This window comes from Enterobacter sp. 50588862, assembly GCF_001462935.1.
Classification (GTDB): domain Bacteria; phylum Pseudomonadota; class Gammaproteobacteria; order Enterobacterales; family Enterobacteriaceae; genus Enterobacter; species Enterobacter bugandensis.
The window spans coordinates 62,415-87,500 of sequence record NZ_LNHM01000029.1; the positions used below are offsets into that span (position 1 = coordinate 62,415).

A 25,086-nucleotide genomic window follows, 5' to 3' on the forward strand; every position below is an offset into this window, starting at 1 on the left:
ATAGCACAAAGAAAAGCCGGAGGCGCAGCGCCTCCGGTGTACTTTAGAACGTCATGCTCAGCTGAGCCCCTGCGCCCCAGGTTTCGTCCTCGCCATACAGGCCCATCAGGTCAACATGAACGGTATTGAACGGCGCGAAACCGACACCGCCGGTAAAGACATTGCTGTCGTTCCCTTTCATATCCGCACGATAACCGGCACGCACCGCCAGCCAGCTCAGCGGAGTCACTTCAGCACCGACCCCAACATACTGCGACGTATCTTCGCTCTTAAAGCCTTTGGTTTCGGTCAGATCGCCATCGGCGGTCAGGGTCACTAGATCGTTGTGCCAGGCAGCGCCCGCGGTCACCAGCGGACGGATCTGGTAGGTGTCTTTATAGCTCACCACTTCCCCCGTACGCCCGTTGCGGATGCGGATATCTTTGGTGTCGATATCGCGCGACATCAGGTTTTGCCCGCTCACGCCGACCGTCCAGTTTTCGCCAAAATCAGCGGCAATACCAGCATCGACGTTAAAGCCGGTATCGTCTGTACGGTAGCGGCTATCGTTCCACTTATTACTGTCGTAATCGTAGATCGAGGTGGTGTAGTTATAGATCCAGCTTTTTTGCAGTTTTGGCGTCACGCCCACGGAAACCGGAACGCCGCCAAGGTCAAACTGGCGGGCAACGGCAATACCGTAGTCGGAGATAATCGCCGCCCGACCGGACGCCGTTGAGTTGAGGTTTTTAGTGATCTGGTCCGTGCCGTTCAGCGCAGCGTCCAGGGCAACGCCGGCAGCCACCAGATTGCTTCTTTGAATACCGCGCAGATAATCAATATCCTGCTGGTCGATAGACGAGCTTACCCGGCCATGGGCGTACCCTTTCGCCATAAAGGCCACGGAAAGCACATCGTTAGGGATACTCACGGCAAGGCCTGCTCCTGCCGTCGCGCGAGCGGTTTTGCCCTTGAGATAGTCCAGCTCATCGGCCAGATCTTTGGCCGCGCCCTGGAACTGGTTGATGGAGCCTAACGGATTAGTAATAACCTCGATTGGAGTAAGGTTATCAACCACATCCTTATAGTGATTGATTTTGTCGTTGATGGTATCAATCTCATCTTGAAGATTGTCCTCATCCGTTACCTGCACCCCAACGGACGGCAAAATGACCGTCACGTCATCGTCAGGTTTTGCCTTTGCCAGCAATGCGGGGTTAATTAACGCCCCGCTACCATAGTTGCCCGAAGCAACGCCGGTGCCCCCCATCGCGTCGCTACGTGATTCTGTCCAGGTATTGGCTGCTCCCGCCTGATTTGCCATAAACAAGGAGACAGCGATGCTAACCACCGAAAATTTAAAATGTTTTTTCACAGTATGCCCGTCTTATAGTCTGTTATGAAATAACCCCTGTCTGTTATCCCCCAAACAGGCGCGAACTATTGCTGTGAATAAAGATAAAAAGACCCACTAATTCATTCCCTAAGTAAAACTTCCTTACGGCCTGTTGTAATTTGTGACGGCCCTCAATATTTATAGAAGAGGAAATTATTTTTTCCCAGGTTTTCCATCGTGCGGCCCAAAAAACTGTGGAGGATGGTCTACCCAGCGATCTTCCCGCGTGGCGGCATAAACCGGATTAAGCGGATAGTAGATGCGGTTGTGCTTCTTGTTGGCCTCTCCCACCACCAGCAACCGCACCTCTTCTTCCGTGTTGTTGATAAAGGTGTGGCACACCCCCGTTCCGGCAGGAAAGCCCACGCTGTCTCCGGGTTCGAGTTTCCACAAATAGCCATTAATCCAGGCTTCAGGATAGCCCTCAAGCACGTAGATAAACTCTTCTTCGTCACTTTCCGCATGGGGATAGGACGTCCGACGTCCCGGTGGTAAACGTTCATGATGAATGCCTATACGCCTGAGGCCCAGGCTGCGCGCCAGCGGCGATCCGATGGAAAAAAGCTCGTTACTGTCGGGGTAGGTGGCGTCATCTGGCCCTTCTACGTCGCGCCAGTGCTTGATACAGTCTGGTTTTTTCATTGTTACATTCCCGGTTTGCGATGCGTCAGGTATAGCACAGCCTGGCGGATATCGGTGTTTTTGCCAGAACATGATAAAGTGAGGGTTTTATCTCCCAGAACATCCGAGGTGCTAAATGGATAAGTCCACAAAAGAGCTGTTAGCGCAGGCCGAAAAGCTGTGCGCGCAACGCAATGTGCGCCTGACCCCGCAGCGCCTTGAAGTCTTGCGCCTGATGAGCCTGCAACAGGGGGCGATCAGCGCCTACGATCTGCTCGACCTGCTCCGCGAAAGCGAGCCGCAGGCTAAACCGCCCACGGTATATCGCGCGCTGGATTTCCTGCTGGAACAAGGGTTTGTGCATAAAGTCGAATCCACAAACAGCTATGTCCTGTGCCATCTTTTCGATCAGCCAACGCATACATCGGCCATGTTTATCTGCGATCGTTGCGGCGTAGTGAAAGAAGAGGGAGCGGAAGGCGTAGAGGACATTATGCACACGCTGGCGGCAAAAATGGGTTTTGCCCTGCGTCATAACGTGATTGAAGCGCACGGGCTGTGTTCTGCATGCGTTGAGGTGGAAGCCTGTCGGCATCAGGATGCGTGTCAGCACGACCACTCAATTCTGATAAAGAAAAAGCCGCGTTAGCAGCAAAATAAAGGCGGCTCTTAAGCCGCCTCTGTGGGTTATTCAGCGTTACCAGCGGTAATCGTTACGCGTTTCCCAGTCTTTGACTTCATTTTCCGCCTGGTCTTTCGCGTAGCCGTAACGTTCCTGAATTTTACCGACAAGCTGATCGCGCTTGCCTTCAATGACGGTCATATCGTCATCAGTCAGCTTACCCCACTGTTCTTTCGCTTTACCTTTGAACTGCTTCCAGTTGCCGCCGATTTCGTCTTTATTCATCATCGTGTCCTCTTAGTTAAGCGTCGGGTCGTAACGTCCGTTACGTTCTTTTCTGCTGGACGTGATAATAATTGTAGCTAAGGATTCGGCGGTTGATTTCATATTCGGAATCTTTAACCGTCACGATATATCGTGACGGGAAGGAAGCCAGGTATTATTTTGCCAGTGGCGATGCCAGATAAAGGCAAGCGAGAGGCCGCGCAGGGAGAGAAAGACCGCAAGCGCCAGCCACAAACCGTGATTACCCAGCCACGGAAGCGTCAGCAGCGTCAAACCAAACCCCGCCGCCGCAACCGCCATACTGTTGCGCATTTCCGCTCCGCGCGTCGCACCGATAAACATGCCGTCCAGCAGATAACACCACACTCCCACCACCGGCAAGATCACCTGCCAGACGATGTAGTGGTCCGCCAGTTCGCGTAAAGCCGGGATCGAAGTGAGTAATGCAAAAATGTTACGGCCAAAACAGGCATAGATCAGTGCAAACGTCAGCGCGACCAGTCCCGCTTGTCGACAGGCTGCCCGCCAGACATCCCTAAGCTGGCCACTTTCCCGCGCGCCGTACGCCTGCCCGGAATACGCCTCAACGGCGTAGGCGAAGCCGTCCAGCGCGTAGGCGGTAAACGTCAGCAATGTCATCAGGACCGCATTCACCGCGACGATCTCAGGCCCAAGACGGGCACCAAAAACCGTCAATGCGCCAAAACAGAGTTGTAGCAGAAGCGAGCGCAGCATGATGTCACGGTTGAGCGCCAGCAGTTTACGGATATTGCCGCGCCATGCGGTTTTCAGCATTACAAGGGATATCCCGCGCAGGGCCAGCACGCGCCAGACCATCCACAGCCCAATGAGTAAGGTTCCGTATTCGGCAATCGCCGTTGCCAGTGCCGCCCCGCGCACGTCCATATGCAGGCCCATCACCAGCCAGAGATCGAGCACAATGTTGAGAAGGTTTCCCACAACCAGCAAAATCACTGGCGCACGGGCGTATTGCACACCTAGTAACCAACCCAGCAGAACCAGGTTTGCCAGCGAAGCGGGCGCGCTGAGCCAGCGGATTTCCAGGAAGCGACGCGCCTGCTCCAGTACCGCCTCGCTGCCGCCAACAACATGGAGCGCAAGGTCTATCAGGGGCGTGCGCAGTAAAACAATGAGCACCCCCGCGCCAAGCGCCAGGATCAGCGGCTGCACCAGCGCACGCGCCAGACGTAACGGATCTTTCGCACCATACGCCTGTGCCGTGAGCCCGGTAGTACTCATACGCAAAAAGAGCAGCAGCATAAACAGGAAGCTGGTTGCCGTCGCGCCAATCGCCACGCCGCCAAGATAAACAGGGGAATCGAGATGACCAATAACGGCCGTATCGACCAGACCCAGCAAGGGCACGGTGATATTGGAGAAAATCATCGGCAGGGCAAGACGCCACAATGCCTTATCAGATGCCGTCAGCAGTGACATGAGAGATACCGGGAAGGGTAAATGAAGCAGGCTACAGCGGAAGCGTAGCCTGTCAGGAAGAGATTACAGCCATTCGCCGTTACGAATCACGCCAACAGCCAGACCTTCAATAGAGAAGCTCTGTTCGCGGAGGTCGACCACAATCGGGGTGAACTCGTTGTTTTCGGGCAACAGCTGAACGGTGTTACCCTGTTTTTTCAGGCGCTTAACGGTCACTTCGTCATCAATGCGCGCAACCACCACCTGGCCGTTTCGCACATCCTGCGTTTTGTGAACGGCCAGAAGGTCGCCATCAAGAATGCCGATGTCTTTCATCGACATCCCGCTAACGCGCAGCAGAAAATCAGCGCTCGGCTTGAACATACCAGGATCGACCTGGTAGTGACCTTCAATATGCTGTTGTGCCAGCAGCGGTTCGCCTGCAGCAACGCGGCCTATCAGCGGAATGCCCGTCTCTTCTTCCACCAGCAGGCGGATACCACGCGACGCGCCTGACACAATCTCAATCACACCCTTACGCGCCAGCGCTTTCAGGTGTTCCTCGGCAGCATTCGGAGAACGGAAACCCAGACGCTGCGCGATTTCCGCACGCGTGGGTGGCATACCCGTCTGGCCGATATGATCCCGAATGAGATCAAACACCTCTTGCTGCCTGGTCGTTAATGCTTTCATTCCGCCCCCTGGGTGTATATACAGTTATGCTGTGAGTATATACAGTCAAAGGCGATTTTGGAACCAAAAACTGCACAAAAAACCAGGGACTTAATTATTCCTCGAGCATCATCGGAAATGTGACCAAAGCAGCGTGACCCAGGTAATGGCTGCGGTGATAATCGCCAGCAGGACAGCGGCGGAGCCCATATCTTTCGCGCGGCCAGAGAGCTCGTGAAAATCAGAGCCGATCCTGTCGACCACGGCCTCAATAGCGCTATTGAGAATTTCCACTATCATCACCAGAAGTACGGAACCGATGAGAAGCACGCGGGTAATGGCATCTACATCAAGGAAACAGGCGATGATAACCGCGACGATAGCGGCGACACCTTCCTGGCGAAAAGCAGCTTCATTAACCCACGCGGCACGGAAACCTTTCCATGAATAGCCGGCGGCTTTGATGATACGCGTCAACCCAGTGGTATTATTGGCCATTAAAAGAACCTTTTTTAAAAAAGAGCGTCAGTAACAGGAGCTGCAGCGCGTTTCGCTGCCGCCTGAAGTATGACGGGTAACAACAGAAATTTTGCGCGCTTTCTGTTATCCTTGCGCCGCAATTGCATTATTAACCAGAGGCTTTACATCGTTTATGTCCGGCTGGCCACGAATTTACTACAAATTACTTAATTTACCATTAAGCGTACTGGTAAAAAGTAAGTCTATCCCAGCAGAACCTGCGCTGGAATTAGGGCTCGATACGTCGCGCCCTATTATGTACGTTTTGCCTTATAACTCGAAGGCAGACCTGCTGACGCTTCGCGCTCAATGCCTGGCGCACGATTTACCTGACCCGCTTGAACCGCTTGAAGTCGACGGTACGCTGCTGCCGCGCTACGTGTTCATCCATGGCGGGCCGCGCGTGTTCACCTATTACACGCCGAAAGAAGAGTCCATTAAGCTGTTCCATGATTACCTCGACCTGCACCGCAGCAATCCTGACCTGGATGTGCAGATGGTGCCGGTATCGGTGATGTTTGGTCGCCGTCCGGGGCGCGAAAAAGGGGAAGAGAACCCGCCGCTGCGTATGCTCAACGGCATTCAGAAGTTCTTCGCCGTCTCCTGGCTGGGACGCGACAGCTTTGTCCGCTTCTCACCTTCCGTTTCTCTGCGCCGCATGGCGGATGAACACGGCACTGACAAAATCATTGCGCAAAAGCTGGCGCGCGTGGCGCGTATGCACTTCGCCCGTCAGCGCCTGGCGGCCGTAGGGCCACGTCTTCCGGCGCGTCAGGACCTGTTCAACAAGCTGCTGGCCTCCAAAGCGATCGCCCGCGCCGTTGAAGACGAAGCGCGCAGCAAGAAAATTTCCCATGAGAAAGCCCAGCAGAATGCCATTGCGCTGATGGAAGAGATTGCCGCGAACTTCTCCTACGAGATGATTCGCCTGTCCGATCGTATTCTCGGCTTTACCTGGAACCGCCTGTATCAGGGCATCAACGTGCATAACGCTGAGCGTGTACGTCAGCTGGCGCACGATGGTCATGAGATTGTCTATGTCCCCTGCCACCGCAGCCACATGGACTACCTGCTTCTCTCCTACGTGCTCTATCACCAGGGACTGGTACCGCCGCACATTGCCGCCGGTATTAACCTGAACTTCTGGCCAGCAGGCCCGATTTTCCGCCGCCTGGGTGCGTTCTTTATTCGTCGTACCTTCAAGGGCAACAAGCTCTACTCCACCGTGTTCCGCGAGTATCTCGGCGAGCTGTTCAGCCGCGGCTACTCCGTAGAGTACTTCGTGGAGGGCGGGCGCTCCCGTACCGGTCGTCTGCTCGATCCGAAGACCGGCACGCTGTCGATGACCATTCAGGCGATGCTGCGCGGCGGTACGCGTCCAATCACGCTTGTGCCAATTTACATTGGCTATGAGCACGTGATGGAAGTGGGCACGTACGCCAAAGAACTGCGCGGTGCGACCAAAGAGAAAGAGAGCCTGCCGCAGATGCTGCGCGGCCTGAGCAAGTTACGCAACCTGGGTCAGGGCTACGTAAACTTTGGCGAGCCGATGCCGCTGATGACGTATCTGAACCATCATGTTCCGGATTGGCGCGAGTCTATCGATCCTATCGAAGCGGTGCGTCCGGCCTGGCTGACGCCAACGGTGAACGGTATCGCGTCCGAGCTGATGGTGCGCATTAACAACGCCGGTGCGGCCAATGCGATGAACCTGTGCTGTACGGCGCTGCTTGCTTCACGTCAGCGTTCCCTGACCCGTGAACAGCTCACGGAGCAGCTGGACTGCTATCTGGACATGATGCGCAACGTGCCATACTCGGTTGATTCGACAGCTCCTTCTGCTACCGCCAGCGAGCTTATCGATCACGCGCTGCAGATGAATAAGTTCGAAGTCGAGAAAGATACGATCGGCGATATCATCATTCTGCCGCGCGAGCAGGCCGTACTGATGACGTACTACCGCAACAACATCGCTCATATGCTAATGCTGCCGTCGCTCATGGCGGCCATTATCACCCAGCATCGCCGTATTTCACGTCAGGAGCTGTTGCGCCACGTTGAGACGCTCTACCCGATGCTTAAAGCGGAGCTATTCCTGCGCTGGAGCAAGGAAGAGCTGGCCGTTGAGCTGGATAAACTGACGGAAGAGCTGCGCCGTCAGGGGCTGATCACCGTTGCGAACGACGAGCTGCACATCAATCCGTCACGCTCCCGTACCCTGCAACTGCTGGCGGCCGGTGCGCGCGAAACGCTGCAGCGCTACGCCATTACGTTCTGGCTGCTGAGCGCGAACCCGTCGATCAACCGCGGCACGCTGGAGAAAGAGAGCCGGACGCTGGCGCAGCGCCTGTCCGTTCTGCACGGCATTAACGCCCCGGAATTCTTCGACAAGGCGGTATTCAGCTCGCTGGTGCTGACGCTGCGTGACGAAGGCTTCATCAGCGATACGGGCGATGCCGAGCCGGAAGAGACGCTGAAGGTTTACCAGATGCTGGCTGAACTGATTACGTCGGATGTGCGCTTGACGATTGAGAGCGCGACGCAGGGCGAGTAACACAATGCCGGGTTATGGCCCGGCCTGACGCCCTGGATAATAAAAAAGGCCCGGTAAGCGCTAACGCTACCGGGCCTTAGTTTTGAGCCTTGTTAAATCACCGCATTCAGCTCAGCAGCGTAAAGGCAATCATCCCGACAATGGCCCCGGTGGTGCCGAGGATGGTTTCCATCAGCGTCCAGGTTTTCAGCGTTTGCGCTTCGGTGGCGCCAGTAAACTTGCCGAACAGCCAGAAGCCAGCGTCGTTAACGTGCGAGACCACAATTGACCCGCCCGCGATGCAGATAGACAGCGCGGCCATCTGCGCACCGGAGTAGTTCAGCTGTTCAATCACCGGCATCACCAGACCCACGGTGGTTAAACACGCCACGGTAGCGGAACCCTGGATGATACGTACCGCCGCAGCCAGCACAAAGCAGGTGACCGCAATCGGCAGACCCATCCCGGTCAGGGCTTCACCCAGAGCCGGGCCCACGCCGGAATCCACCAGCACCTGCTTGAACACGCCGCCTGCACCGATAACCAGCAGGATAATCCCCGCAGGCTGCAGCGCCGCACCGCAGATCTCCATCACGCGGTCTTTAGGCATTCCCTGGCGCATCGCCAGGCCGTAAATCGCCACCAGACACGCCACCAGAATCGCCGTGAACGGGTGACCGATGAACTCAAACCATTCGTACGCGGTAGAACCGACCGGCACAAAGCGCGCGGCGATGGTTTTCAGGCCCACCAGCACCAGCGGGAGCAGGATCAAAGAAAGACTAAAGCCGAAGGACGGCATTTTGCCTTCGCCCAGGTGCGGCTCGGAGATGTCGTCCGGGATGTGCAACTCGACGTAGCGGCTGATGAAGTTGCCCCACAGCGGCCCGGCAATAATCATCCCCGGGATGGCCGCACACAGGCCAATCAGGATCATCCAGCCAAAATCGGCGTGCATCTGGGAGGCCAGCAGCATCGGCGCCGGCCCTGGCAGCAGAAACGCCGCAGCCGCCGCCACGCCCGCAAACAGCGGAATGACCAGCTTCACGAGGTTAGTGCCGGTATGGCGCGCCATGGAGAAGGCGACGCTGATGAGCAGCACCACCGCCACTTCGAAGAACAGCGGCAGTGCGCAAATCAGACCGGCCAGGCCAATCGCGTAGTGCGCGCGGCTGTGCCCGAAGGATTTGAGCATTTTGACGGCAATCTGGTCGACCGCGCCCGTCTCATGCAGAATCTTGCCAAACATCGCGCCCAGCGCGACCACAATCGCCAGGAAGCCCAGCGTGCCTCCCATCCCTTTTTCCATCGTCGCGGCGATCTTGTCGAGCGGCATACCGGAAAAGAGACCTGCACCAATAGAAACCACCATCAAAGCAACGAAGGCGTGCATACGCGCCTTCATCACTAAAAACAGCAGCAGCAATACCGAACCCACTGCTGTCAAAACTAGCGTTAATGTACTCAAAACTTACTGCCTTTTGTTAATGACCTCGATGGTGCTGGCTACAACACCTTCCAGCGGCTGATCGATATCAACCACTAAGACGTCTTTTTCATCTTCACCCGGCTCCTGAAGCGCTTCGAACTGCGTCACCAGCATCTGGGTTTTAAAGAAGTGGCCTTTACGCGCTTTCAGACGGCTTTCAATCACCCCGAAATCGCCTTTGAGGTAGATGAACGAGAGGTTCGGATTGCCGTCGCGCAGCAGGTCGCGGTAGGTTTTTTTCAGCGCGGAGCAGACGATCAGGGAAACTTTGTTGGTGCGCTGCATCGCGAACGCGGCGTCATTCAGCGCCTGCAACCACGGTTTGCGGTCGTCATCGTTCAGCGGTTCGCCGGAGGCCATTTTCATGATGTTGCTGCGCGGATGGAGGAAGTCACCATCAAGAAACGCAGCCTGAAGTTGATGCGCCACTTCGCTCGCCACGGCAGATTTACCGCTACCGGACACGCCCATCAGGACGTAAACGTGGTGATCGTGATTAGTCGTGCTCAAAGGGTGTCCCTCAGTCAATTGTTACGGGTAACAGTTATCGGTAACATTGTCCTGCTGGGGCAAAAGAGAAGCAATATCCAAACGTGCGCGAAGTGAATAAGTGTGAGCTACTTCAAATTTGTCAGTTCAAATAGATCCACCCGGTGACAAGGTGAAACCTAAATCTAACATTTTAGGGGTAACCGTCTCTCCACGAATGCGCGCCAGCAGGCGTTCTGCACCAATGCGACCCATGCGTTCACGCGGTGTCAGAACGCTCGCCAGACGCGGCTCCATCACCTGACCAATATCGTGGCCGTGGAAGCCGGCAATCGCCATATCCTCAGGGATCTTCAACCCCAGACGCTGGCATTCGAACGCTGCACCGACCGCAAGGTCATCGTTGGTACAGAAAATACCGTCCAGTTGCGGATACTCGCGTCGTGCCTGACGCATCAGCTCAATACCCGAGGTGTAAGATGAGGACTGCTCCACCATCATGCTGTACGGGGTTAAATTTGCGTCGAGCATCGCCTGCTCGTATCCCTTCTGTTTGATGATAGTACGTTCATCAAGACGCGCACCCAGATAGGCAATATGACGATGACCGCGGGCGATGATCGCCGCTGTCATCTGACGAGCCGCTTCAAAGTTATCGAACCCAACGGCGATGTCGAGGCATGGCGACTGGCTGTCCATGAGCTCCACCACCGGAATACCGGCGACTTCAATCATTTTGAGCGTGCGCGGCGTGTGGGTACGTTCGGTTAAAATCAGGCCGTCAATGTTCCAGGAAAGCATTGATTCAAGACGTTCCTCTTCCAGTTCCGGCTTGTACCCATAGTGAGCAAGCATGGTCTGGTAACCAAACGCATCGGTAACGCTTTCAATGCCGCGCAGAACTTCAGCGAAAACCTGGTTGGTCAGGGAAGGAAGCAGAACGCCCACCGCACGGCTGGTCGCATTGGAGAGAATATCGGGTGCGCGGTTGGGAATATAACCCAGTTCATCAAGGGCGGCGGCAATCTTGCCACGCAACGCCACGGAAACCTGTTCCGGGTTACGTAAAAAACGGCTGACCGTCATTTTGGTCACACCGACGCGATCGGCGACATCCTGAAGTACGGGGCGTTTCTTTTTCATCGTCCTGAGAAATCTTGAAGTGAGAGATTTGCTCAGTTTATCACGGACAAAGCTCAACCTTCCCCGTTTAAAGGGAAGGTTGAGAAATTATTTAGACCGGAGGCAGGTCAAACAGCAGGATTTCGCTTTCGCTGTCGGCGTGCACGGAGAGCGCCTGCTCATCCCAGACGGCCAGACCATCGGCGGTGGTGGCTTTGGTGCCGTTGATAGACACTTCCCCTTTCACCACCTGGATCCAGACGCGGCGGTTGGCGGCAATCTGGTGCACGGACTGTTCGTCTTTCGCCAACGCCCAGCGGTACAACTCCATATCCTGATGCACTTTCAGGGAACCTTCACGCGCGTCCGGGGACAGCACCAGCTGTTTGCCCTGTTTCGCGTCGAAGCGGCGCTGCTCGTAGCGTGGCGTGATGCCGGTCTCTTCTGGAATGATCCAGATTTGATACAGGTGCAGTTTTTCCGTTTTGCTCGGGTTGTACTCAGAGTGACGCACCCCGGTACCCGCGCTCATAATCTGAAACTCGCCCGCCGGCACCTGCTCTTTGTTGCCCATGCTGTCCTGGTGCTCAACCGCCCCTTCCAGCACGTAGGTCAGGATTTCCATGTCTTTGTGCGGGTGGGTACCGAAGCCCTGGCCTGCATCAATCACGTCGTCGTTAATCACGCGCAGCGCGGAGAAGCCCATGAAGTTCGGGTCGTAGTAGTCGGCAAACGAGAATGAATGCCATGAGTCCAGCCAGCCATGATTTGCGTGACCGCGTTCGTTTGCTTTGCGTAAGTAGATCATTGTTTTCACCCTCAGTTCGTTTCGATGGAGTAAGTGTGGACTCAAACGGTCGGGGATCATAGAGGGTGAAAATTGACTCCTCTGTTCAAAAATTATGAACAAGCCCAGAGGAGCCATTTTTGCTTATTTCGCGAGGGTTACCGTGGCAGGAGAAGCCTGCTCGAAGGCCCGTTCAAGGATTTCAAGGTTGGTCAGAACGTCAGATTCCTTGACGTAATTCGGCGCGCCGCTGGTGAGGGTTTCATACAGTGCATCGTAGACGCGGCCATAGTCGCCGGTTTCCGGTTTCAGCTCTTCTTTGACCGTTACGCCCTCATCGTTCACATACTCCAGCACGCCCACGGAATCGTCCGCCGCAAAGCCCGGTTCGCCTGGCATGATGTTGGCCTTCAGGCTGGTCTCCTGCTGGTCAATGCCGTACTTAATGAACGAACCTTTGGTACCGTGAACGATAAATTTCGGGTAGTCGATTTTCACCAGGTGACTGGTTTTAACGATAGCCTTAAGGTCGCCGTAGAACAGCTGCGCCTCGAAGGTATCGTCCGGGTTGGCTTTATTGCGCAGGCTGCGAATGTCGTAAGCCACGTGGTCCGGGCGGCCAAACAGGGAGATGATCTGGTCCATGGTGTGTACGCCCAGACCATAGAACGAGCCGTCCTGCGGCAGGCCGGGCTGGGTTTCCGCCACCGGGCGGTAGTAATCGAAGTGGCTTTCGATTTCCACAATGTCGCCAAGCTTGCCGCTCTCAATCGCCTTTTTCGCCGTCAGAAAACAGCTGTCAAAGCGACGGTTCTGATACGGTGTGACGGTCAGCCCTTTGCTCTTCGCCAGCGTAAACAGCGCTTTTGCTTCGGCAATGGTCGGGGTGAACGGCTTTTCCACCAGCACGTTCTTGCCCGCTTCGAGCGCGCGTTTCGCATAGTCAAAATGGCTGTCGGCATGGGTGCAGACAACCACCAGCTTTACCTGCGGGTCATTCAATACTTCATCGAGATCTCTGGTGAAGTGAATGTGGGAGTACTGCGGGGATTGCTCTTCCGGCTTCGCGCGGCGGCGGTAGATATGGGCCACATGCCAGGTGTCTTTACGGTGGAGGACATACGGAAGGTGGTAACTCGTGGTGCTTTTGCCAAATCCAATAAATGCGCAATGTAGTGTCATGGCTCAGTCCTTTTGGAAGGTTACTGAATCTAACCATAACAAAAAAAAAGCCAGCGAGAAGCTGGCTAAAGTAATACTGGAAGCAATGTGAGCAATGTCGTGCTTTCAGGTTCCCGTAGGGGTCCTCCTGAATGCAAAGCAATAATAATCATTCTCATTCGCACTTGTCCAATACTTTTTGCAAAAAATAGCGGTTGACTCAAATTTTAAAGTCATTGATGTTGGAGGGGTCTTTTAACCGACTGAGGAACAAGGAATGAGTGAGATAGTGATACGCCACGCTGAACCGAAAGATGCTGAAGCCTTACGCCAGAACTATATGCATCCGGGGGTGTATCACGACACGCTACAGCTACCTCATCCATCCCTTGAAATGTGGCAGGAACGGCTTACGCCTAAACCCGGCCTAAAACGGCTGGTTGCCTGCATTGACGAGAACATTGTCGGTGACCTTGCGTTCCATGTGGAACCCAGCCCGCGACGCAGCCACGTGGCAACGTTCGGTATTAGCGTGGCAGCGCATGCACAGGGACGCGGTGTGGGCAGTGCGCTGATGCGCGAGATGATCAACCTGTGCGATAACTGGATGCGCGTTGAACGGATTGAATTGACGGTGTTTGCCGATAACCCTGCTGCACTGGCGCTGTACCGGAAATTTGGTTTTGAAATCGAAGGGACCGGCAGGAAATTTGCCCTGCGCAACGGCGAATATGTGGATGCGTATTATATGGCGCGGATGAAGTAGTTATTTGCCGGGTGGCGGCTTCGCCTTACCCGGCCTACGTTCGTGCAGTTGTAGGCCCGGTAAGCGCAGCGCCACCGGGCAACGTATCAATACCCCGCCGTCAAATCATCCACCGAACGCGGATCCGACGCGCCAAACAGCGCGCCGTCTGGCCCCACCATAATGCTCTGGGTGCTGCCCATCGCCTCTTTCACCGCAACCTTCTGTCCGCGCTGCTCCAGAAGCTTGATGGTGTCCGGGCTAAAGCCCTTCTCCACGCGCAGTTCATCCGGCAGCCACTGATGATGGAAACGCGGCGCATTGGTCGCCTCGGCGACGTTCATGCCAAAGTCGATGCTGTTCACCACCATCTGTAGCACGGTAGTTATGATGCGGCTCCCGCCAGGGCTGCCGGTCACCAGCCAGGTTTTCCCGTCTTTCACCACGATGGTTGGCGACATGGACGACAGCGGACGCTTCTTCGGCCCCACCGCATTCGCATCGCCGCCGACCAGCCCGTAGACGTTTGGCACGCCCGGCTTGGCGGAGAAGTCATCCATCTCATTGTTCAGCAGAATGCCGCTGTTGCCCGCTACGATCCCGGTGCCAAAGGTGGTGTTGAGCGTATAGGTTACCGCCACCGCATTGCCATCTTTATCCACCACCGAGAAGTGCGTCGTCTGGTTGCTTTCATACGGCGCCAGCTTGCCGGGGCGGATCTCGCTCGATGGCTTAGCCTTGTTGATGTCGATCTGATCGGCAATGGATTTGGCGTACGCCTTGTTGGTCAGCGCCTGCCACGGCACCTTCACGAAGTCCGGATCGCCGAGATATTCCGAGCGGTCGGCGTAGGCGCGTTTTTCCGCCTCCGCCATCACCTGCATGGCATCCGCGCTGCCGAAGCCGAACTTGTGCATATCAAAGTTTTCAAGAATATTGAGGATCTGCACGATGTGAATGCCCCCGGAGGACGGCGGCGGCATGGAGAAGACCTCGTAGCCGCGGTAGGTGCCGCTAATCGGCTCGCGCTCCACCGCCTTGTATTCCGCCAGGTCAGCTTTGGTGATAAGCCCGCCGTTCTTCTGCATCTCTTCCGCAATCTGGTCGGCAATCGCCCCTTTGTAGAACGCGTCCGGGCCGTGCTCCGCAATCAGCTCCAGGCTTTTGGCGAGATTCTTCTGCACCAGCTTATCGCCCTTCTTCAGCGGCTCGCCGTCCTTCCAGAAGATAGCCTTGCTGTTTTCGTGATTGGGAATGACTTCACTGCCGTAGGTCTTGAGGTCGTCCGCCAGGGCGTCATTGACCACAAAACCCTCCCGCGCCAGCCTGATGGCAGGCTGCACCACCTTGTTCAGCGGCATCGTGCCGTATTTTTCCAGCGCCAGCGAGAAGCCCGCAACGGTGCCCGGCGTGCCGGAGGCGAGGTGCGAGGTCAGGGATTTTTTGCTGTCCGGGTTGCCCTGGTCGTCGAGGAACATATCGCGGGACGCCTGAGAAGGCGCCATTTCGCGGAAGTCGATGGCCGTGGTTTTGCCGTCTTTGGTGCGCAGCATCATAAAGCCGCCGCCGCCCAGATTCCCCGCCTGCGGATGCGTTACCGCCAGCGCGTACCCGACCGCGACCGCCGCATCCACCGCGTTACCGCCCTGCTTAAGAATATCGACGCCCACTTGGGTCGCCAGCGCGTCAACCGAGGCCACCATGCCGTGCGTGGCCCGCACGGGGTGAAAAACATCCTCCTCCACGCCATAAGAGACGGGAGGAGCGGCGGGCGGGTTGGCCGCCACGGTAAATGTGCCGCCTGCCATCAGCGCGGCGATGGCGACCCAGCGCAAGAAGGTTGGTTTCATCATTATTGTTCTCCAGGTGAAGGGATCCATATTCCCCGCTTAAGCCTGGTTCACAACTCCTAAAAAATCATCGTCATGGTGAAATCAGGGTAAACTTAAGAGAGGCCTCAAGAGGAGGAAATGACAATGAAACGCTTGATGATTATTGCGGCGCTGATCCCGTTTGCCGCGCTCGCACAGCCACTCAACACCCTAAACAACCCAAACCAGCAGGGTTACGTTATCCCGAGCCAGCAGCGCATGCAGACCGAGATGATGAGCCAGCAACAGCAGCAGAAAGGGATGCTCAATCAGCAGCTGAGAACGCAGACCCAGATGCAGCAGCAGAGCCTGCAAAACCAGATGAACGCCAACACCCAGCGCGTGCAGCAGGGACAGGTGCGCGAGCAGCCGCTGCCAAATAAAAACGGCGGGATGTTAGGGGGCGGGATGTCGCAAAGCAGCGGTCAGCAGCATATGCTGCCGACCCAGCAGAACGGCAGTATGCTCAATAAATAAATTTCGGGCCGATCTGGTCAATCGCATCGGTACAGATACTGTCCACGCCCCAGCGCAGCAGCTCGGCTGCGCGCTGGGGTTTGTTAACGGTGTAGACCAGAATATGCAGACCCGCGTCTTTCAGCATTTTCACCCGCGCCTCATCCAGCAGCTTGTGGTTCAGATGGATAGAGACGCAGCCTAAGCGGCCCGTCAGTTCACGCCAGTCCTCACGCCACTCGTCCATCAGCAGCCCGCGCGGCAGCTCAGGTACAGCTGCCTGTGCGGCCTCCAGCGCGTCGGTGTCAAACGACGACAGCAGCGGCGCGGTCATGCCTTCCCACAGCTCGCGCGCGGCAAGGGCAATCACTTTGCCCGTCAGCGGCCCGGTGCCGGTGGTCGGTTTGATTTCGATGTTCGCCATCATGCCGTGCTGCCGACAGCGATCGGCCACTTCCGCCAGCAGGGGCAGCGGTTCGCCTTTGAATTCGCCGCTATACCAGCTTCCGGCGTCCACCTTCAGCAGATCGCGCCACGGCAGTTCACCCGCCACGCCCCAGCCGTTGCTGGTGCGTTCAAGGTTGTCGTCATGCAGCAGGAAAATTTCGCCGTCCTTCGACAGCTTGGCGTCGAACTCGATCATCGTGTGGCCGTAGCGCGCGCCGACATCGATCGCCGCCAGCGTATTTTCCGGGGCCAGCTTACCGCCGCCGCGGTGGGCGACGACGTGGGGATAAGGCCAGTTGCTCATACTCGTTGTCCTGTTTCACCGTCAAAAAGGTGCAGATGGTTTTCCGGCAGGTGGAGCCACAGCGTGCTGCCCGCTTTCGGGCGCTCCTGATGCGCCAGGCGCACCACCATTTTTTGCTCGCCCCAGCGCCCGTGCGCCAGGTTATCTGCACCCAACATCTCAAGCGTGTCCATCACCAGCGGCACGCCGCCGTCCGCCTGTGAGGTTAAACCAATATGCTCGGGGCGGATACCGAGCGTCATCTTACGCCCGGCGTAGCCACGATAGTACCAGTTGATCGGCAGCGCCATCCCGCTTTCCAGTTCAAAGTGGGTACCCGCGCTGCTGATGCGCCCTTCCAGCAGGTTCATCGCCGGGCTGCCTATAAAGCTCGCCACAAAGCGGGTGGCCGGTTTTTCGTACACTTCCACCGGGGTGCCAATCTGCTCGGCAACGCCTTTGTTCATCACCATTACGCGCTGGGCGAGGGTCATCGCTTCGACCTGATCGTGGGTCACGTACAGTGACGTGGTTTTCAGACGACGGTGCAGCTGCTGCAGCTCAAGGCGCATCTGTACGCGCAGCTTGGCGTCGAGGTTAGACAGCGGCTCGTCGAACAGGAATACCGCCGGGTCACGCACGATAGCGCGCCCCATTGCCACGCGCTGGCGCTGGCCGCCGGAGAGCTCGCGCGGACGGCGCTTCAGCAGGCCATCCAGCTCAAGAATGCGGGCGGCCTCTTTCACGCGCTCCTCGATATGGCCTTTGCCCATGCCGCGAATTTTCAGCCCCCAGGCCATGTTCTCTTCCACGCTCATGTGCGGATAGAGGGCGTAGTTCTGGAACACCATCGCGATGCCCCTGTCTTTCGGCTCCATCTCGGTGACGCGCTGGCGGTCAATCCAGATATCCCCGGACGTGACGCGCTCCAGCCCCGCCACCATGCGCAGCAGCGTGGACTTCCCGCAGCCGGACGGGCCGACCATCACGATAAATTCGCCGTCCGCCACGTCGAGCGTCAGCGGCTGAATGACCTGGGTTTTACCGTCCCAGCTTTTGGTAACTGCCTGAAGTTTTAAACCTGCCATCTTATTTCTCGCTATCGACCAGGCCGCGGACAAACGCGCGCTGCATGGCTAAAACAATGACTACGGGTGGGATTAGGGTGAACAGCATCGCCGCCATCACCTGGTTCCAGAGGGTGGTGCCTTCGCCGGTGGCAATCATGCCTTTGATGCCCGCCACGGCGGTGCCGAGGTTGACGTCCTGAATAATCAGCAGCGGCCACAGGTACTGGTTCCAGCCGTAGATAAAGGTGATTACAAACAGCGCCGCAAGGTTGGTTTTCGACAGCGGCAGCACGATGTCGCGGAAGAAGCGCATCGGCGAGGCGCCGTCGATGCGCGCGGCCTCAATCAGCTCGTCCGGCAGGGTCATAAAGAACTGGCGGAACAGGAAGGTGGCGGTCGCCGAGGCCATCAGCGGCAGGGTTAAGCCCGCGTAGCTGTCCAGCATCTTCAGGTTGGCGATCACCTCCACCGTCGGGAAGATACGCACCTCCACCGGCAGCATCAGGGTGATGAAAATCATCCAGAAGAAGAGGTTACGCAGCGGAAAGCGAAACCAGACGATGGCGAAGGCCGACAGCATCGACACCGTGATTTTGCCCACCGTAATGCCGAACGCCATGATGAAGCTGTTGAGCATCATCAGCCAGAACGGCGCGCTGTTGGCGCCCACGCCCTGGGTCCAGATGGTTTTCATGTTCTCGAAAAGATGCCCGCCCGGGATCAGCGTCATCGGCGTGTCGAACACCGCTTTGGTGTCCAGCGTGGCGGCGACAAAGGCCACGTACAGCGGGAACAGGATGACGATAATCCCTAAAATCAGCATGGTATGGCTGAAAATCGTCAGCCCGCGACGGTTCTCAATCATTGGTAGCGCACCTTACTTTCAACATAGCGGAACTGCACCACCGTGAGGATGATGACGAGGAACATCAGCACGACGGACTGGGCGGCAGAAGCAGAGAGATCCAGCCCCGCAAAACCTTCGCGGTAGATCTTATAAATAAGCGTCGTTGTCGCCTGCACCGGGCCGCCTGCGGTGGCCGCGTCGATCACCGGGAAGGTGTCGAAGAAGGCGTACACGAGGTTAACCACCAGCAGGAAGAAGCTCACCGGGGCAATCAGCGGCAGGGACAGCCTGAAGAAGCGGCGGATCGGGCCTGCGCCGTCAATTGCCGCGGCCTCCACCAGCGAGCGCGGAATGGACTGCAGCGCGGCAAAGAAAAACAGGAAGTTATAGCTGATCTGCTTCCACACCGAGGCGAACACCACCAGGAACATTGCCTGACCGCTGTTCTGGGCGTGGTTCCAGTCGTAGCCGAACTCTGCCAGGAAGTGAGTAATCAGCCCGCGTCCGGGGTTAAAAAGGAAGATCCACAGCACAGCGGCAACGGCGGGGGCCACGGCGTAAGGCAGCAGCATCAGGGTCTGATACAGGCGGCTGCCGCGCACCACGTAATCCACCAGCGCGGCGAAAAACAGCGAGGCAACAAGACCGCTCACGGTCACCAGCGCGCTGAATTTCATCGTCGTCCAGAAGGAGTCCAGGTAGTAGCTGTCATGGAATAGCGCGGTAAAGTTGTCCAGCCCGACGAACTGGCTGGAGAGCCCGAACGGATCGACGCTTTGTACCGAGTACCACAGCGCTTCGCCCGCAGGCCAGATAAAGAAGATAACGGTGATGACCAGCTGAGGCGCGACCAACAGGTACGGCAGCCAGCGGGAGCGAAACACCGGACGGGATGAAGACATGGAGATTGGGTTCCTGAACAATGCCGGGTGGCGGCTGCGCCTTACCCGGCCTGGATGGGGCACGTCGTAGGCCCGGTAAGCGCAGCGCCACCGGGCGAATCACAAATTACGATTTCGTCGACTGCTCAAAGCGGCGCAGCAGCTGATTCCCGCGCTCTACTGCGGAATCCAGCGCCTGCTGCGGGGTCTTCTTCCCGGTCCACACGCTTTCCAGCTCTTCATCCACGATGGTGCGGATCTGCGGCATGTTGCCCAGACGCAGGCCTTTGGTGAACGGCAACGGCGGCTTGTTCAGCATCTGGCGCGTCGCGATGTCCGCGCCCGGGTTTTTGCTGTAGAAGCCCTGCTCGCGGGTCAGATCGTACGCGGCTTTGGTGATCGGCAGGTAGCCGGTCTTCTGGTGCCACTCGGCGGCATTTTCCGGCTTCGCCAGGAAGTCGAGGAATTCGGCGACGCCTTTATAGGTGCCCTTATCTTTACCCTGCATCACCCACAGGCTCGCCCCGCCGATGATGGCGTTCTGCGGCGCACCCTTCACGTCAGCGTCGTACGGCATCATGCCCACGCCGTAGTTAAATTTGGCGTAGTGACGAATATCCGCCAGCGAGCCGGACGAGGCGGTGGTAATGGCGCAGTCGCCGTTGTAGAACTTCTCGGTGGATTCGTCTTTACGCCCGAAGTAGCTGAAGTCGCCCTTCTTGTTCAGATCGGCAAGCAGCGCAATGTGCTTCACCTGCTCCGGCTTGTTGAACTCGAGTACCGCGTCAGTGCCGTCGAAGCCGTTATTTTTGGTCGCCACCGGCAGGCCGTGCCAGGCGCTGAAGTTTTCAATCTGGATCCAGCCCTGCCAGCCGCTGGCGTAGCCGCACTTCATCCCCGCTGCTTTCAGCTTCGCGGTGTATTCGGCCAGGTCCTGCCAGGTTTTTGGCGGCTGCTCCGGATCTAAAACGGCTTTTTTGAAGGCGTCTTTGTTGTAGTACAGCACCGGCGTGGAGCTGTTAAACGGCTGGGACAGCAGGTGACCGGTTTTAGAATCGGTGTAGTAACCCGCTACGGTCGGCACGAACTGGGATTCATCGAAGTTGATACCCGCCTCTTTGAACACTTCGTAGACCGGCTTGATGGCTTTCGAGGCCATCATGGTCGCGGTGCCCACTTCATAAACCTGTAACAGTGCAGGCGCGTTGCCGGTACGGAAGGCGGCAATGCCCGCGCTCAGGCTCTGCTCGTAGTTACCTTTGTACACCGGCACAATTTTGTAATCCGGGTGGGTGTCGTTGAAACGCTGCGCCAGGGAGTCAACCTCTTTACCCAACTCCCCTTCCATGGAATGCCAGAACGGAATGGTGGTCACAGCCATTGCGTTCGTCGCAAAAGCCAGACCCAGTGCCAGACCCAAAGCTGTGTGTCGTAACGATGTCATTGTCATCTCTCTTATTGTGCCGGATGCGCGATATCACGCGTTTTATGCTCGCGAGGTAACATGACATGCTCGAATGACAGAAAAATAACTGTTTGTTTACAGATAAGTGACAGCAAAGGGTCAGGGGGATGATGGTTGTGTGAAGGGGTGTAGTGGTTAAAAAAGCCGGGTGGCGGCTACGCCTTACCCGGCCTACTCGATCCCTGTAGGCCCGGTAAGCGCAGCGCCACCGGGCGATACAGACGGCTCAGCCGCCCAGATACGCGCTCCGCACCGCTTCGTTCGCCAGCAGCGCGTCTCCGGTATCCTCAAGCACCACGCGGCCGTTCTCCAGCACGTAGCCACGGTCAGCGAGCTTCAGCGCCTGGTTGGCGTTCTGCTCGACGAGGAAGATGGTCATCCCCTCTTTACGCAGTTGCTCAATGGTGTCGAAGATCTGCTGGATGATGATCGGTGCCAGACCGAGCGACGGCTCGTCCAGAAGCAGCAGGCGCGGCTGGCTCATCAGCGCGCGGCCAATCGCCAGCATCTGCTGTTCACCGCCGGACATGGTGCCCGCACGCTGAATGCGGCGCTCCCACAGACGCGGGAAGAGTTCGTACACCCACTTGATGCGGGTCTGGTATTCATCGCGGTGAGCGAAGAACCCGCCCATCGCCAGGTTCTCTTCCACCGTCATGCGGGAGAAGACGCGGCGCCCTTCCGGGACAATAGCCACCGCCTCACGCATGATTCTGGCGGTCTGCCAGTCGGTAATGTCTTTACCATCGAACACAATCCGCCCGCTGGTGGCGCGCGGGTCGCCGCACAGGGTGCCGAGCAGCGTGGTTTTGCCCGCGCCGTTGGCGCCAATCAGGGTGACGATTTCACCCTGATTGATGTGCAGGCTGACGTCGTGCAGCGCCTGGATCTTGCCGTAGTGCGCATTGACCTTGTCGAACGTTAACATCGCTTTTTCCATCTTATGCCTCACCAAGGTATGCGCGGATCACGTCCGGGTTGTTGCGGATCTCTTCCGGCGTGCCGTTTGCCAGCGGCGTGCCCTGGTTTACCACGTAGATACGGTCCGAAATGCCCATCACCAGCTTCATGTCGTGCTCAATCAGCAGGATAGTGGTGTCGTGATGATCGCGCAGCTCGGCAATCAGCTCGTCCAGCTCTTTGGTCTCTTTCGGGTTGAGGCCCGCCGCCGGTTCGTCGAGCATCAGGATCTCCGGCTGCGTCACCATGCAGCGCACGATCTCCAGTCGACGCTGGTCGCCATAGGCAAGGTTGCTCGCCTGACGGTTGGCGTGCTGGAGCAGGCCGATGCGGTCGAGCCAGGTGGCGGCACGATCGAGCGCCTCCTCCTGCGCGCGGCGGAAGGCCGGGGTTTTCAGCAGGCCGGAGAACAGGCCGGTTTTCAGCTGCTGATGCTGTGCCACCAGCAGGTTCTCAATCACCGTCATCTCGCGGAACAGGCGCACGTGCTGGAAGGTACGCACCACGCCCATGCGGGCAATCTGCTGGCCCGGCAGCCCTTCCAGGTGCTGGTCGCGCAGCATGATGGTGCCGCCCGTCGGCTTGTAGAAACCGGTCAGGCAGTTAAAGACCGTGGTTTTCCCCGCGCCGTTCGGGCCAATCAGGGAGACGATCTCTTTTTTATGCAGGTCCAGGTTCACGTTGTTGACCGCCAGCAGGCCGCCAAAACGCATCATCAGACCGTTTACGGATAATAATGGCTGACTCATGCCTGCTCTCCTTTCGCTTCCACATTCTTAAGCTTCAGCTGTGGACGCGTCATCGGCAGCAGACCCTGCGGACGCCAGATCATCATCAGCACCATCAAACCACCCAGCATCAGCATGCTGTATTCGTTAAAGTCGCGCATCAGCTCGCGGGAGACCACCAGCAGGATGGCCGCGAGGATAACGGCGAACTGCGAGCCCATCCCGCCGAGTACCACAATCGCCAGCACAAAGGCCGATTCGGCAAAGGTGAACGACTCGGGGCTGACGAAGCCCTGACGCGCGGCGAACAGCGTGCCGGCGAAACCGGCAAACGCGGCGCTGATGGTGAACGCGGTCAGCTTGATGCGGGTCGGGTTCAGGCCCAGGGAGCGGCAGGCGATCTCATCTTCGCGCAGCGCTTCCCACGCTCGGCCCAGCGGCATGCGCAGCAGGCGGTTGATCACGAACAGGGTGATGACCACCAGCAGCAGCGCCACCAGGTAGAGCCAGATCACACGGTCAGAGGGATCATATTTGATGCCGAAGAAGTTGCTGAAGGTATCCCAGCCGCCTTCGCGGGCGGTACGGCTGAACTCCAGGCCGAAGAAGGTCGGCTTCGGGATCTGGCTGATGCCGTTCGGGCCGCCGGTCACTTCGGTGTTGTTGAGCAGCAGGATACGGACGATTTCACCGAAGCCTAAGGTCACAATCGCCAGGTAGTCACCGCGCAGGCGCAGCACCGGGAAGCCGAGCAGGAAGCCTGCGGCGGCAGAGACCAGCCCCGCCAGCGGCAGGCAGGTCCAGAAGCCCAGGCCGTAATAGTGGTTCAGCAGCGCAAAGGTGTACGCGCCGATGGCGTAGAACCCGCCGTAGCCCAGCACCAGCAGGCCAGAGAGACCGACCACCACGTTCAGACCGAGGCCGAGGATCACGTAAATCATGGTCAGGGTGGCGATGTCCACCGTGCCGCGCGACACCATAAACGGCCACGCCACGGCAGCCACCAGCAGCGCCACGAGGAACAGCTTCTGTTTGACCGTTGTACCGTCGATAGCCGGCAGGACGAATTTCGGTCCAGAGACATTTTTCAGCGTTTTCTGGAACAGCGGGCGCAGCAGCTGGAACAGGAACACCACGGCGGTGCCGATAAAGACCCACTGCCAGCGAATATCAGCTGCAGTATCGACAACGAGTTTGGTGCCATTCAGCTCAAGCTGGACGCCCATAAAGACGCTGGCCAGCACGAAGAACATGGCGGCAGAGAGCAGCGCCATTGCAAAATGCATCGGTTTCATACTTTCTCTACCTCCGGACGGCCCAGAATACCGGTAGGCATCACCAGCAGAACCAGAATCAGCAGGGCAAACGACACCACGTCTTTATATTCGGTGCTCAGGTACGCCGAGGAGAGCGCTTCCGCCACGCCCAGGATCAGGCCGCCGATCATCGCGCCCGGAATGCTGCCGATGCCGCCCAGTACCGCCGCGGTGAAGGCTTTCATCCCGGCCATAAAGCCGATGTACGGGTTAATTACGCCGTAGAACTGGCCGAGCAGCACGCCAGCTACCGCCGCCATCGCCGCGCCAATCACGAAGGTCAGGGCGATTACGCGGTCGGTGTTGATGCCGAGCAGGCTCGCCATCTTCAGGTCTTCCGCGCACGCGCGGCAGGCGCGTCCCATGCGGGAGTAGCGGATGAACAGGGTCAGGGCGAGCATGGCGACAAAGGTCACGACCCAGATCACCAGCTGCATCGTGGTAATAGAGGCAGAGAAGTTTTCGCTGGCCCCCACAATCCACTGGCCGTTAAACAGGCTTGGCAACGCCACGTCGCGCGAGCCTTCGGTCAGGCTGACGTAGTTTTGCAGGAAGATCGACATCCCGATCGCGGAAATCAGCGCAATAAGACGCTTGGAGCTGCGCACCGGCCGGTAGGCCACGCGTTCGATGCTCCAGCCGTAGGCGCTGGCGATCACGATCGCGCCAACAAACCCGGCGGCGACCAGCAGCCAGCTGCTGTCGATGCCCATCATCATCAGCGCGGCGATAATCATAAAGGAGACGTAGCTACCGATCATGTACACCTCGCCATGGGCGAAGTTGATCATGCCGATAATGCCGTAAACCATCGTATAGCCGATGGCGATCAGCGCGTAGGTGCTTCCCAGCGTGACGCCGTTAAACATCTGCTGCAAAAAGTAGAGAAACTGCTCGGACATATG

25 protein-coding genes and 1 pseudogene are annotated in these 25,086 nt (G+C 57.5%); 4 read left to right on the plus strand and 22 right to left on the minus strand.

The window, feature by feature from the left end; translation table 11 throughout:
* Positions 1–43 precede the first annotated feature (43 nt).
* Both traF and APT89_RS17170 read right to left on the minus strand, forming a co-directional pair.
* Positions 44–1,303 (minus strand): conjugal transfer protein TraF, encoded by a 1,260-nt coding sequence (gene traF / locus APT89_RS17165; RefSeq protein ID WP_153657273.1) that lies wholly within the window; start codon positions 1,301–1,303, stop codon positions 44–46.
* Positions 1,304–1,528: 225 nt separating this feature from the next.
* Entirely contained in the window at positions 1,529–2,017 is a 489-nt protein-coding gene (locus APT89_RS17170; protein WP_045260944.1) for a cupin domain-containing protein, read from the minus strand.
* A 115-nt stretch (positions 2,018–2,132) separates the two neighbouring features.
* Here APT89_RS17170 and zur point away from each other — a divergent pair, with 115 nt between their 5' ends.
* On the plus strand, positions 2,133–2,645 hold the full coding sequence (zur, locus tag APT89_RS17175) for a zinc uptake transcriptional repressor Zur (RefSeq protein ID WP_028015164.1): 513 nt from the start codon (positions 2,133–2,135) through the stop codon (positions 2,643–2,645).
* Between the two features lie 48 nt (positions 2,646–2,693).
* On the opposite strand, the gene APT89_RS17180 is transcribed toward zur, so the two are convergent.
* From APT89_RS17180 to APT89_RS17195, 5 genes and pseudogenes are all read right to left on the minus strand, one after another.
* A complete protein-coding gene (locus tag APT89_RS17180) occupies positions 2,694–2,903 on the minus strand; it encodes a CsbD family protein (RefSeq protein ID WP_014882139.1) in 210 nt (69 codons plus the stop codon).
* A 49-nt stretch (positions 2,904–2,952) separates the two neighbouring features.
* Positions 2,953–3,027 (minus strand): annotated as a pseudogene (locus APT89_RS24745) (hypothetical protein); the annotation flags it as partial.
* On the minus strand, positions 3,024–4,361 hold the full coding sequence (gene dinF / locus APT89_RS17185) for an MATE family efflux transporter DinF (RefSeq protein ID WP_060573105.1): 1,338 nt from the start codon (positions 4,359–4,361) through the stop codon (positions 3,024–3,026). The gene dinF and the pseudogene APT89_RS24745, both read right to left, overlap by 4 nt.
* A gap of 63 nt (positions 4,362–4,424) precedes the next feature.
* A complete protein-coding gene (lexA, locus tag APT89_RS17190) occupies positions 4,425–5,033 on the minus strand; it encodes a transcriptional repressor LexA (protein ID WP_028015162.1) in 609 nt (202 codons plus the stop codon).
* Positions 5,034–5,141: 108 nt separating this feature from the next.
* Complete coding sequence (locus APT89_RS17195; protein ID WP_014830281.1) at positions 5,142–5,510, minus strand: diacylglycerol kinase; 369 nt, start codon at positions 5,508–5,510, stop codon at positions 5,142–5,144.
* A 154-nt stretch (positions 5,511–5,664) separates the two neighbouring features.
* Here APT89_RS17195 and plsB point away from each other — a divergent pair, with 154 nt between their 5' ends.
* Entirely contained in the window at positions 5,665–8,085 is a 2,421-nt protein-coding gene (gene plsB, locus APT89_RS17200; RefSeq protein ID WP_060573107.1) for a glycerol-3-phosphate 1-O-acyltransferase PlsB, read from the plus strand.
* 106 nt (positions 8,086–8,191) lie between these two features.
* On the opposite strand, the gene gntU is transcribed toward plsB, so the two are convergent.
* From gntU to APT89_RS17225, 5 genes are all read right to left on the minus strand, one after another.
* Positions 8,192–9,532, minus strand: a complete 1,341-nt coding sequence (gntU, locus tag APT89_RS17205; protein WP_060573110.1) for a gluconate transporter — start codon at positions 9,530–9,532, stop codon at positions 8,192–8,194.
* Positions 9,533–9,535: 3 nt separating this feature from the next.
* Positions 9,536–10,063, minus strand: coding sequence for a gluconokinase (gntK, locus tag APT89_RS17210; protein ID WP_045260947.1), 528 nt, complete (start codon positions 10,061–10,063; stop codon positions 9,536–9,538).
* Positions 10,064–10,189: 126 nt separating this feature from the next.
* On the minus strand, positions 10,190–11,185 hold the full coding sequence (gene gntR / locus APT89_RS17215) for a gluconate operon transcriptional repressor GntR (RefSeq protein WP_060573112.1): 996 nt from the start codon (positions 11,183–11,185) through the stop codon (positions 10,190–10,192).
* A 91-nt stretch (positions 11,186–11,276) separates the two neighbouring features.
* Positions 11,277–11,972 (minus strand): pirin family protein, encoded by a 696-nt coding sequence (locus APT89_RS17220; RefSeq protein ID WP_003861565.1) that lies wholly within the window; start codon positions 11,970–11,972, stop codon positions 11,277–11,279.
* A 123-nt stretch (positions 11,973–12,095) separates the two neighbouring features.
* Positions 12,096–13,133 carry an oxidoreductase gene (locus tag APT89_RS17225; protein ID WP_060573114.1) on the minus strand — a complete coding sequence of 346 codons (1,038 nt, stop codon included), beginning with the start codon at positions 13,131–13,133 and terminating at the stop codon, positions 12,096–12,098.
* Positions 13,134–13,389: 256 nt separating this feature from the next.
* Between APT89_RS17225 and yhhY the strand changes: the two genes are divergently transcribed.
* Positions 13,390–13,878 (plus strand): N-acetyltransferase, encoded by a 489-nt coding sequence (yhhY, locus tag APT89_RS17230; RefSeq protein ID WP_041911548.1) that lies wholly within the window; start codon positions 13,390–13,392, stop codon positions 13,876–13,878.
* 86 nt (positions 13,879–13,964) lie between these two features.
* Here yhhY and ggt read toward each other — a convergent pair whose 3' ends face one another.
* Complete coding sequence (gene ggt / locus APT89_RS17235; RefSeq protein WP_072201784.1) at positions 13,965–15,710, minus strand: gamma-glutamyltransferase; 1,746 nt, start codon at positions 15,708–15,710, stop codon at positions 13,965–13,967.
* 123 nt (positions 15,711–15,833) lie between these two features.
* On the opposite strand from ggt, the gene APT89_RS17240 reads away from it, so the two are divergent.
* On the plus strand, positions 15,834–16,205 hold the full coding sequence (locus tag APT89_RS17240) for a DUF2756 family protein (protein ID WP_041911550.1): 372 nt from the start codon (positions 15,834–15,836) through the stop codon (positions 16,203–16,205).
* Here the strand turns inward: APT89_RS17240 and ugpQ are convergent.
* The 9 genes from ugpQ to livH form a co-directional block, all read right to left on the minus strand.
* Positions 16,195–16,935, minus strand: a complete 741-nt coding sequence (ugpQ, locus tag APT89_RS17245; RefSeq protein WP_047362621.1) for a glycerophosphodiester phosphodiesterase — start codon at positions 16,933–16,935, stop codon at positions 16,195–16,197. The two genes, APT89_RS17240 and ugpQ, sit on opposite strands and share 11 nt — an antisense overlap.
* A complete protein-coding gene (locus APT89_RS17250) occupies positions 16,932–18,002 on the minus strand; it encodes a sn-glycerol-3-phosphate import ATP-binding protein UgpC (protein WP_028015154.1) in 1,071 nt (356 codons plus the stop codon). Before APT89_RS17250 ends, ugpQ begins: the two co-directional genes overlap by 4 nt.
* 1 nt (position 18,003) lies before the next feature.
* On the minus strand, positions 18,004–18,849 hold the full coding sequence (ugpE, locus tag APT89_RS17255; RefSeq protein ID WP_060573116.1) for a sn-glycerol-3-phosphate ABC transporter permease UgpE: 846 nt from the start codon (positions 18,847–18,849) through the stop codon (positions 18,004–18,006).
* Positions 18,846–19,733: a sn-glycerol-3-phosphate ABC transporter permease UgpA gene (gene ugpA, locus APT89_RS17260; protein ID WP_023618241.1), complete on the minus strand. Its 888-nt coding sequence runs from the start codon at positions 19,731–19,733 to the stop codon at positions 18,846–18,848. The genes ugpE and ugpA overlap by 4 nt, the downstream gene beginning before the upstream one ends.
* Before the next feature lie 106 nt (positions 19,734–19,839).
* Positions 19,840–21,156 carry a sn-glycerol-3-phosphate ABC transporter substrate-binding protein UgpB gene (ugpB, locus tag APT89_RS17265; RefSeq protein WP_060573118.1) on the minus strand — a complete coding sequence of 439 codons (1,317 nt, stop codon included), beginning with the start codon at positions 21,154–21,156 and terminating at the stop codon, positions 19,840–19,842.
* Positions 21,157–21,403: 247 nt separating this feature from the next.
* Positions 21,404–22,117 carry a high-affinity branched-chain amino acid ABC transporter ATP-binding protein LivF gene (gene livF / locus APT89_RS17270; RefSeq protein ID WP_008500102.1) on the minus strand — a complete coding sequence of 238 codons (714 nt, stop codon included), beginning with the start codon at positions 22,115–22,117 and terminating at the stop codon, positions 21,404–21,406.
* Position 22,118: 1 nt separating this feature from the next.
* The gene (gene livG / locus APT89_RS17275; protein ID WP_028015149.1) at positions 22,119–22,886 is read right to left on the minus strand and encodes a high-affinity branched-chain amino acid ABC transporter ATP-binding protein LivG; all 768 of its coding nucleotides are present in this window, start codon (positions 22,884–22,886) and stop codon (positions 22,119–22,121) included.
* On the minus strand, positions 22,883–24,160 hold the full coding sequence (locus APT89_RS17280) for a high-affinity branched-chain amino acid ABC transporter permease LivM (protein WP_045631383.1): 1,278 nt from the start codon (positions 24,158–24,160) through the stop codon (positions 22,883–22,885). The genes livG and APT89_RS17280 overlap by 4 nt, the downstream gene beginning before the upstream one ends.
* Positions 24,157–25,083 carry a high-affinity branched-chain amino acid ABC transporter permease LivH gene (livH, locus tag APT89_RS17285; RefSeq protein ID WP_028015147.1) on the minus strand — a complete coding sequence of 309 codons (927 nt, stop codon included), beginning with the start codon at positions 25,081–25,083 and terminating at the stop codon, positions 24,157–24,159. The genes APT89_RS17280 and livH overlap by 4 nt, the downstream gene beginning before the upstream one ends.
* Positions 25,084–25,086: the final 3 nt, after the last annotated feature.

Bases quoted from the DNA above. Each gene is read 5' to 3' on its own strand.
- traF (WP_153657273.1), bottom strand. From the start codon at position 1,303: ATGGCAAATCAGGCGGGAGCAGCCAATACCTGGACAGAATCACGTAGC.
- APT89_RS17170 (WP_045260944.1), bottom strand. From the start codon at position 2,017: ATGAAAAAACCAGACTGTATCAAGCACTGGCGCGACGTAGAAGGGCCA.
- zur (WP_028015164.1), top strand. From the start codon at position 2,133: ATGGATAAGTCCACAAAAGAGCTGTTAGCGCAGGCCGAAAAGCTGTGC.
- APT89_RS17180 (WP_014882139.1), bottom strand. From the start codon at position 2,903: ATGAATAAAGACGAAATCGGCGGCAACTGGAAGCAGTTCAAAGGTAAA.
- dinF (WP_060573105.1), bottom strand. From the start codon at position 4,361: ATGTCACTGCTGACGGCATCTGATAAGGCATTGTGGCGTCTTGCCCTG.
- lexA (WP_028015162.1), bottom strand. From the start codon at position 5,033: ATGAAAGCATTAACGACCAGGCAGCAAGAGGTGTTTGATCTCATTCGG.
- APT89_RS17195 (WP_014830281.1), bottom strand. From the start codon at position 5,510: ATGGCCAATAATACCACTGGGTTGACGCGTATCATCAAAGCCGCCGGC.
- plsB (WP_060573107.1), top strand. From the start codon at position 5,665: ATGTCCGGCTGGCCACGAATTTACTACAAATTACTTAATTTACCATTA.
- gntR (WP_060573112.1), bottom strand. From the start codon at position 11,185: ATGAAAAAGAAACGCCCCGTACTTCAGGATGTCGCCGATCGCGTCGGT.
- APT89_RS17220 (WP_003861565.1), bottom strand. From the start codon at position 11,972: ATGATCTACTTACGCAAAGCAAACGAACGCGGTCACGCAAATCATGGC.
- APT89_RS17225 (WP_060573114.1), bottom strand. From the start codon at position 13,133: ATGACACTACATTGCGCATTTATTGGATTTGGCAAAAGCACCACGAGT.
- yhhY (WP_041911548.1), top strand. From the start codon at position 13,390: ATGAGTGAGATAGTGATACGCCACGCTGAACCGAAAGATGCTGAAGCC.
- ggt (WP_072201784.1), bottom strand. From the start codon at position 15,710: ATGATGAAACCAACCTTCTTGCGCTGGGTCGCCATCGCCGCGCTGATG.
- APT89_RS17240 (WP_041911550.1), top strand. From the start codon at position 15,834: ATGAAACGCTTGATGATTATTGCGGCGCTGATCCCGTTTGCCGCGCTC.
- ugpQ (WP_047362621.1), bottom strand. From the start codon at position 16,935: ATGAGCAACTGGCCTTATCCCCACGTCGTCGCCCACCGCGGCGGCGGT.
- APT89_RS17250 (WP_028015154.1), bottom strand. From the start codon at position 18,002: ATGGCAGGTTTAAAACTTCAGGCAGTTACCAAAAGCTGGGACGGTAAA.
- ugpE (WP_060573116.1), bottom strand. From the start codon at position 18,849: ATGATTGAGAACCGTCGCGGGCTGACGATTTTCAGCCATACCATGCTG.
- ugpA (WP_023618241.1), bottom strand. From the start codon at position 19,733: ATGTCTTCATCCCGTCCGGTGTTTCGCTCCCGCTGGCTGCCGTACCTG.
- ugpB (WP_060573118.1), bottom strand. From the start codon at position 21,156: ATGACATCGTTACGACACACAGCTTTGGGTCTGGCACTGGGTCTGGCT.
- livF (WP_008500102.1), bottom strand. From the start codon at position 22,117: ATGGAAAAAGCGATGTTAACGTTCGACAAGGTCAATGCGCACTACGGC.
- livG (WP_028015149.1), bottom strand. From the start codon at position 22,886: ATGAGTCAGCCATTATTATCCGTAAACGGTCTGATGATGCGTTTTGGC.
- APT89_RS17280 (WP_045631383.1), bottom strand. From the start codon at position 24,160: ATGAAACCGATGCATTTTGCAATGGCGCTGCTCTCTGCCGCCATGTTC.
- livH (WP_028015147.1), bottom strand. From the start codon at position 25,083: ATGTCCGAGCAGTTTCTCTACTTTTTGCAGCAGATGTTTAACGGCGTC.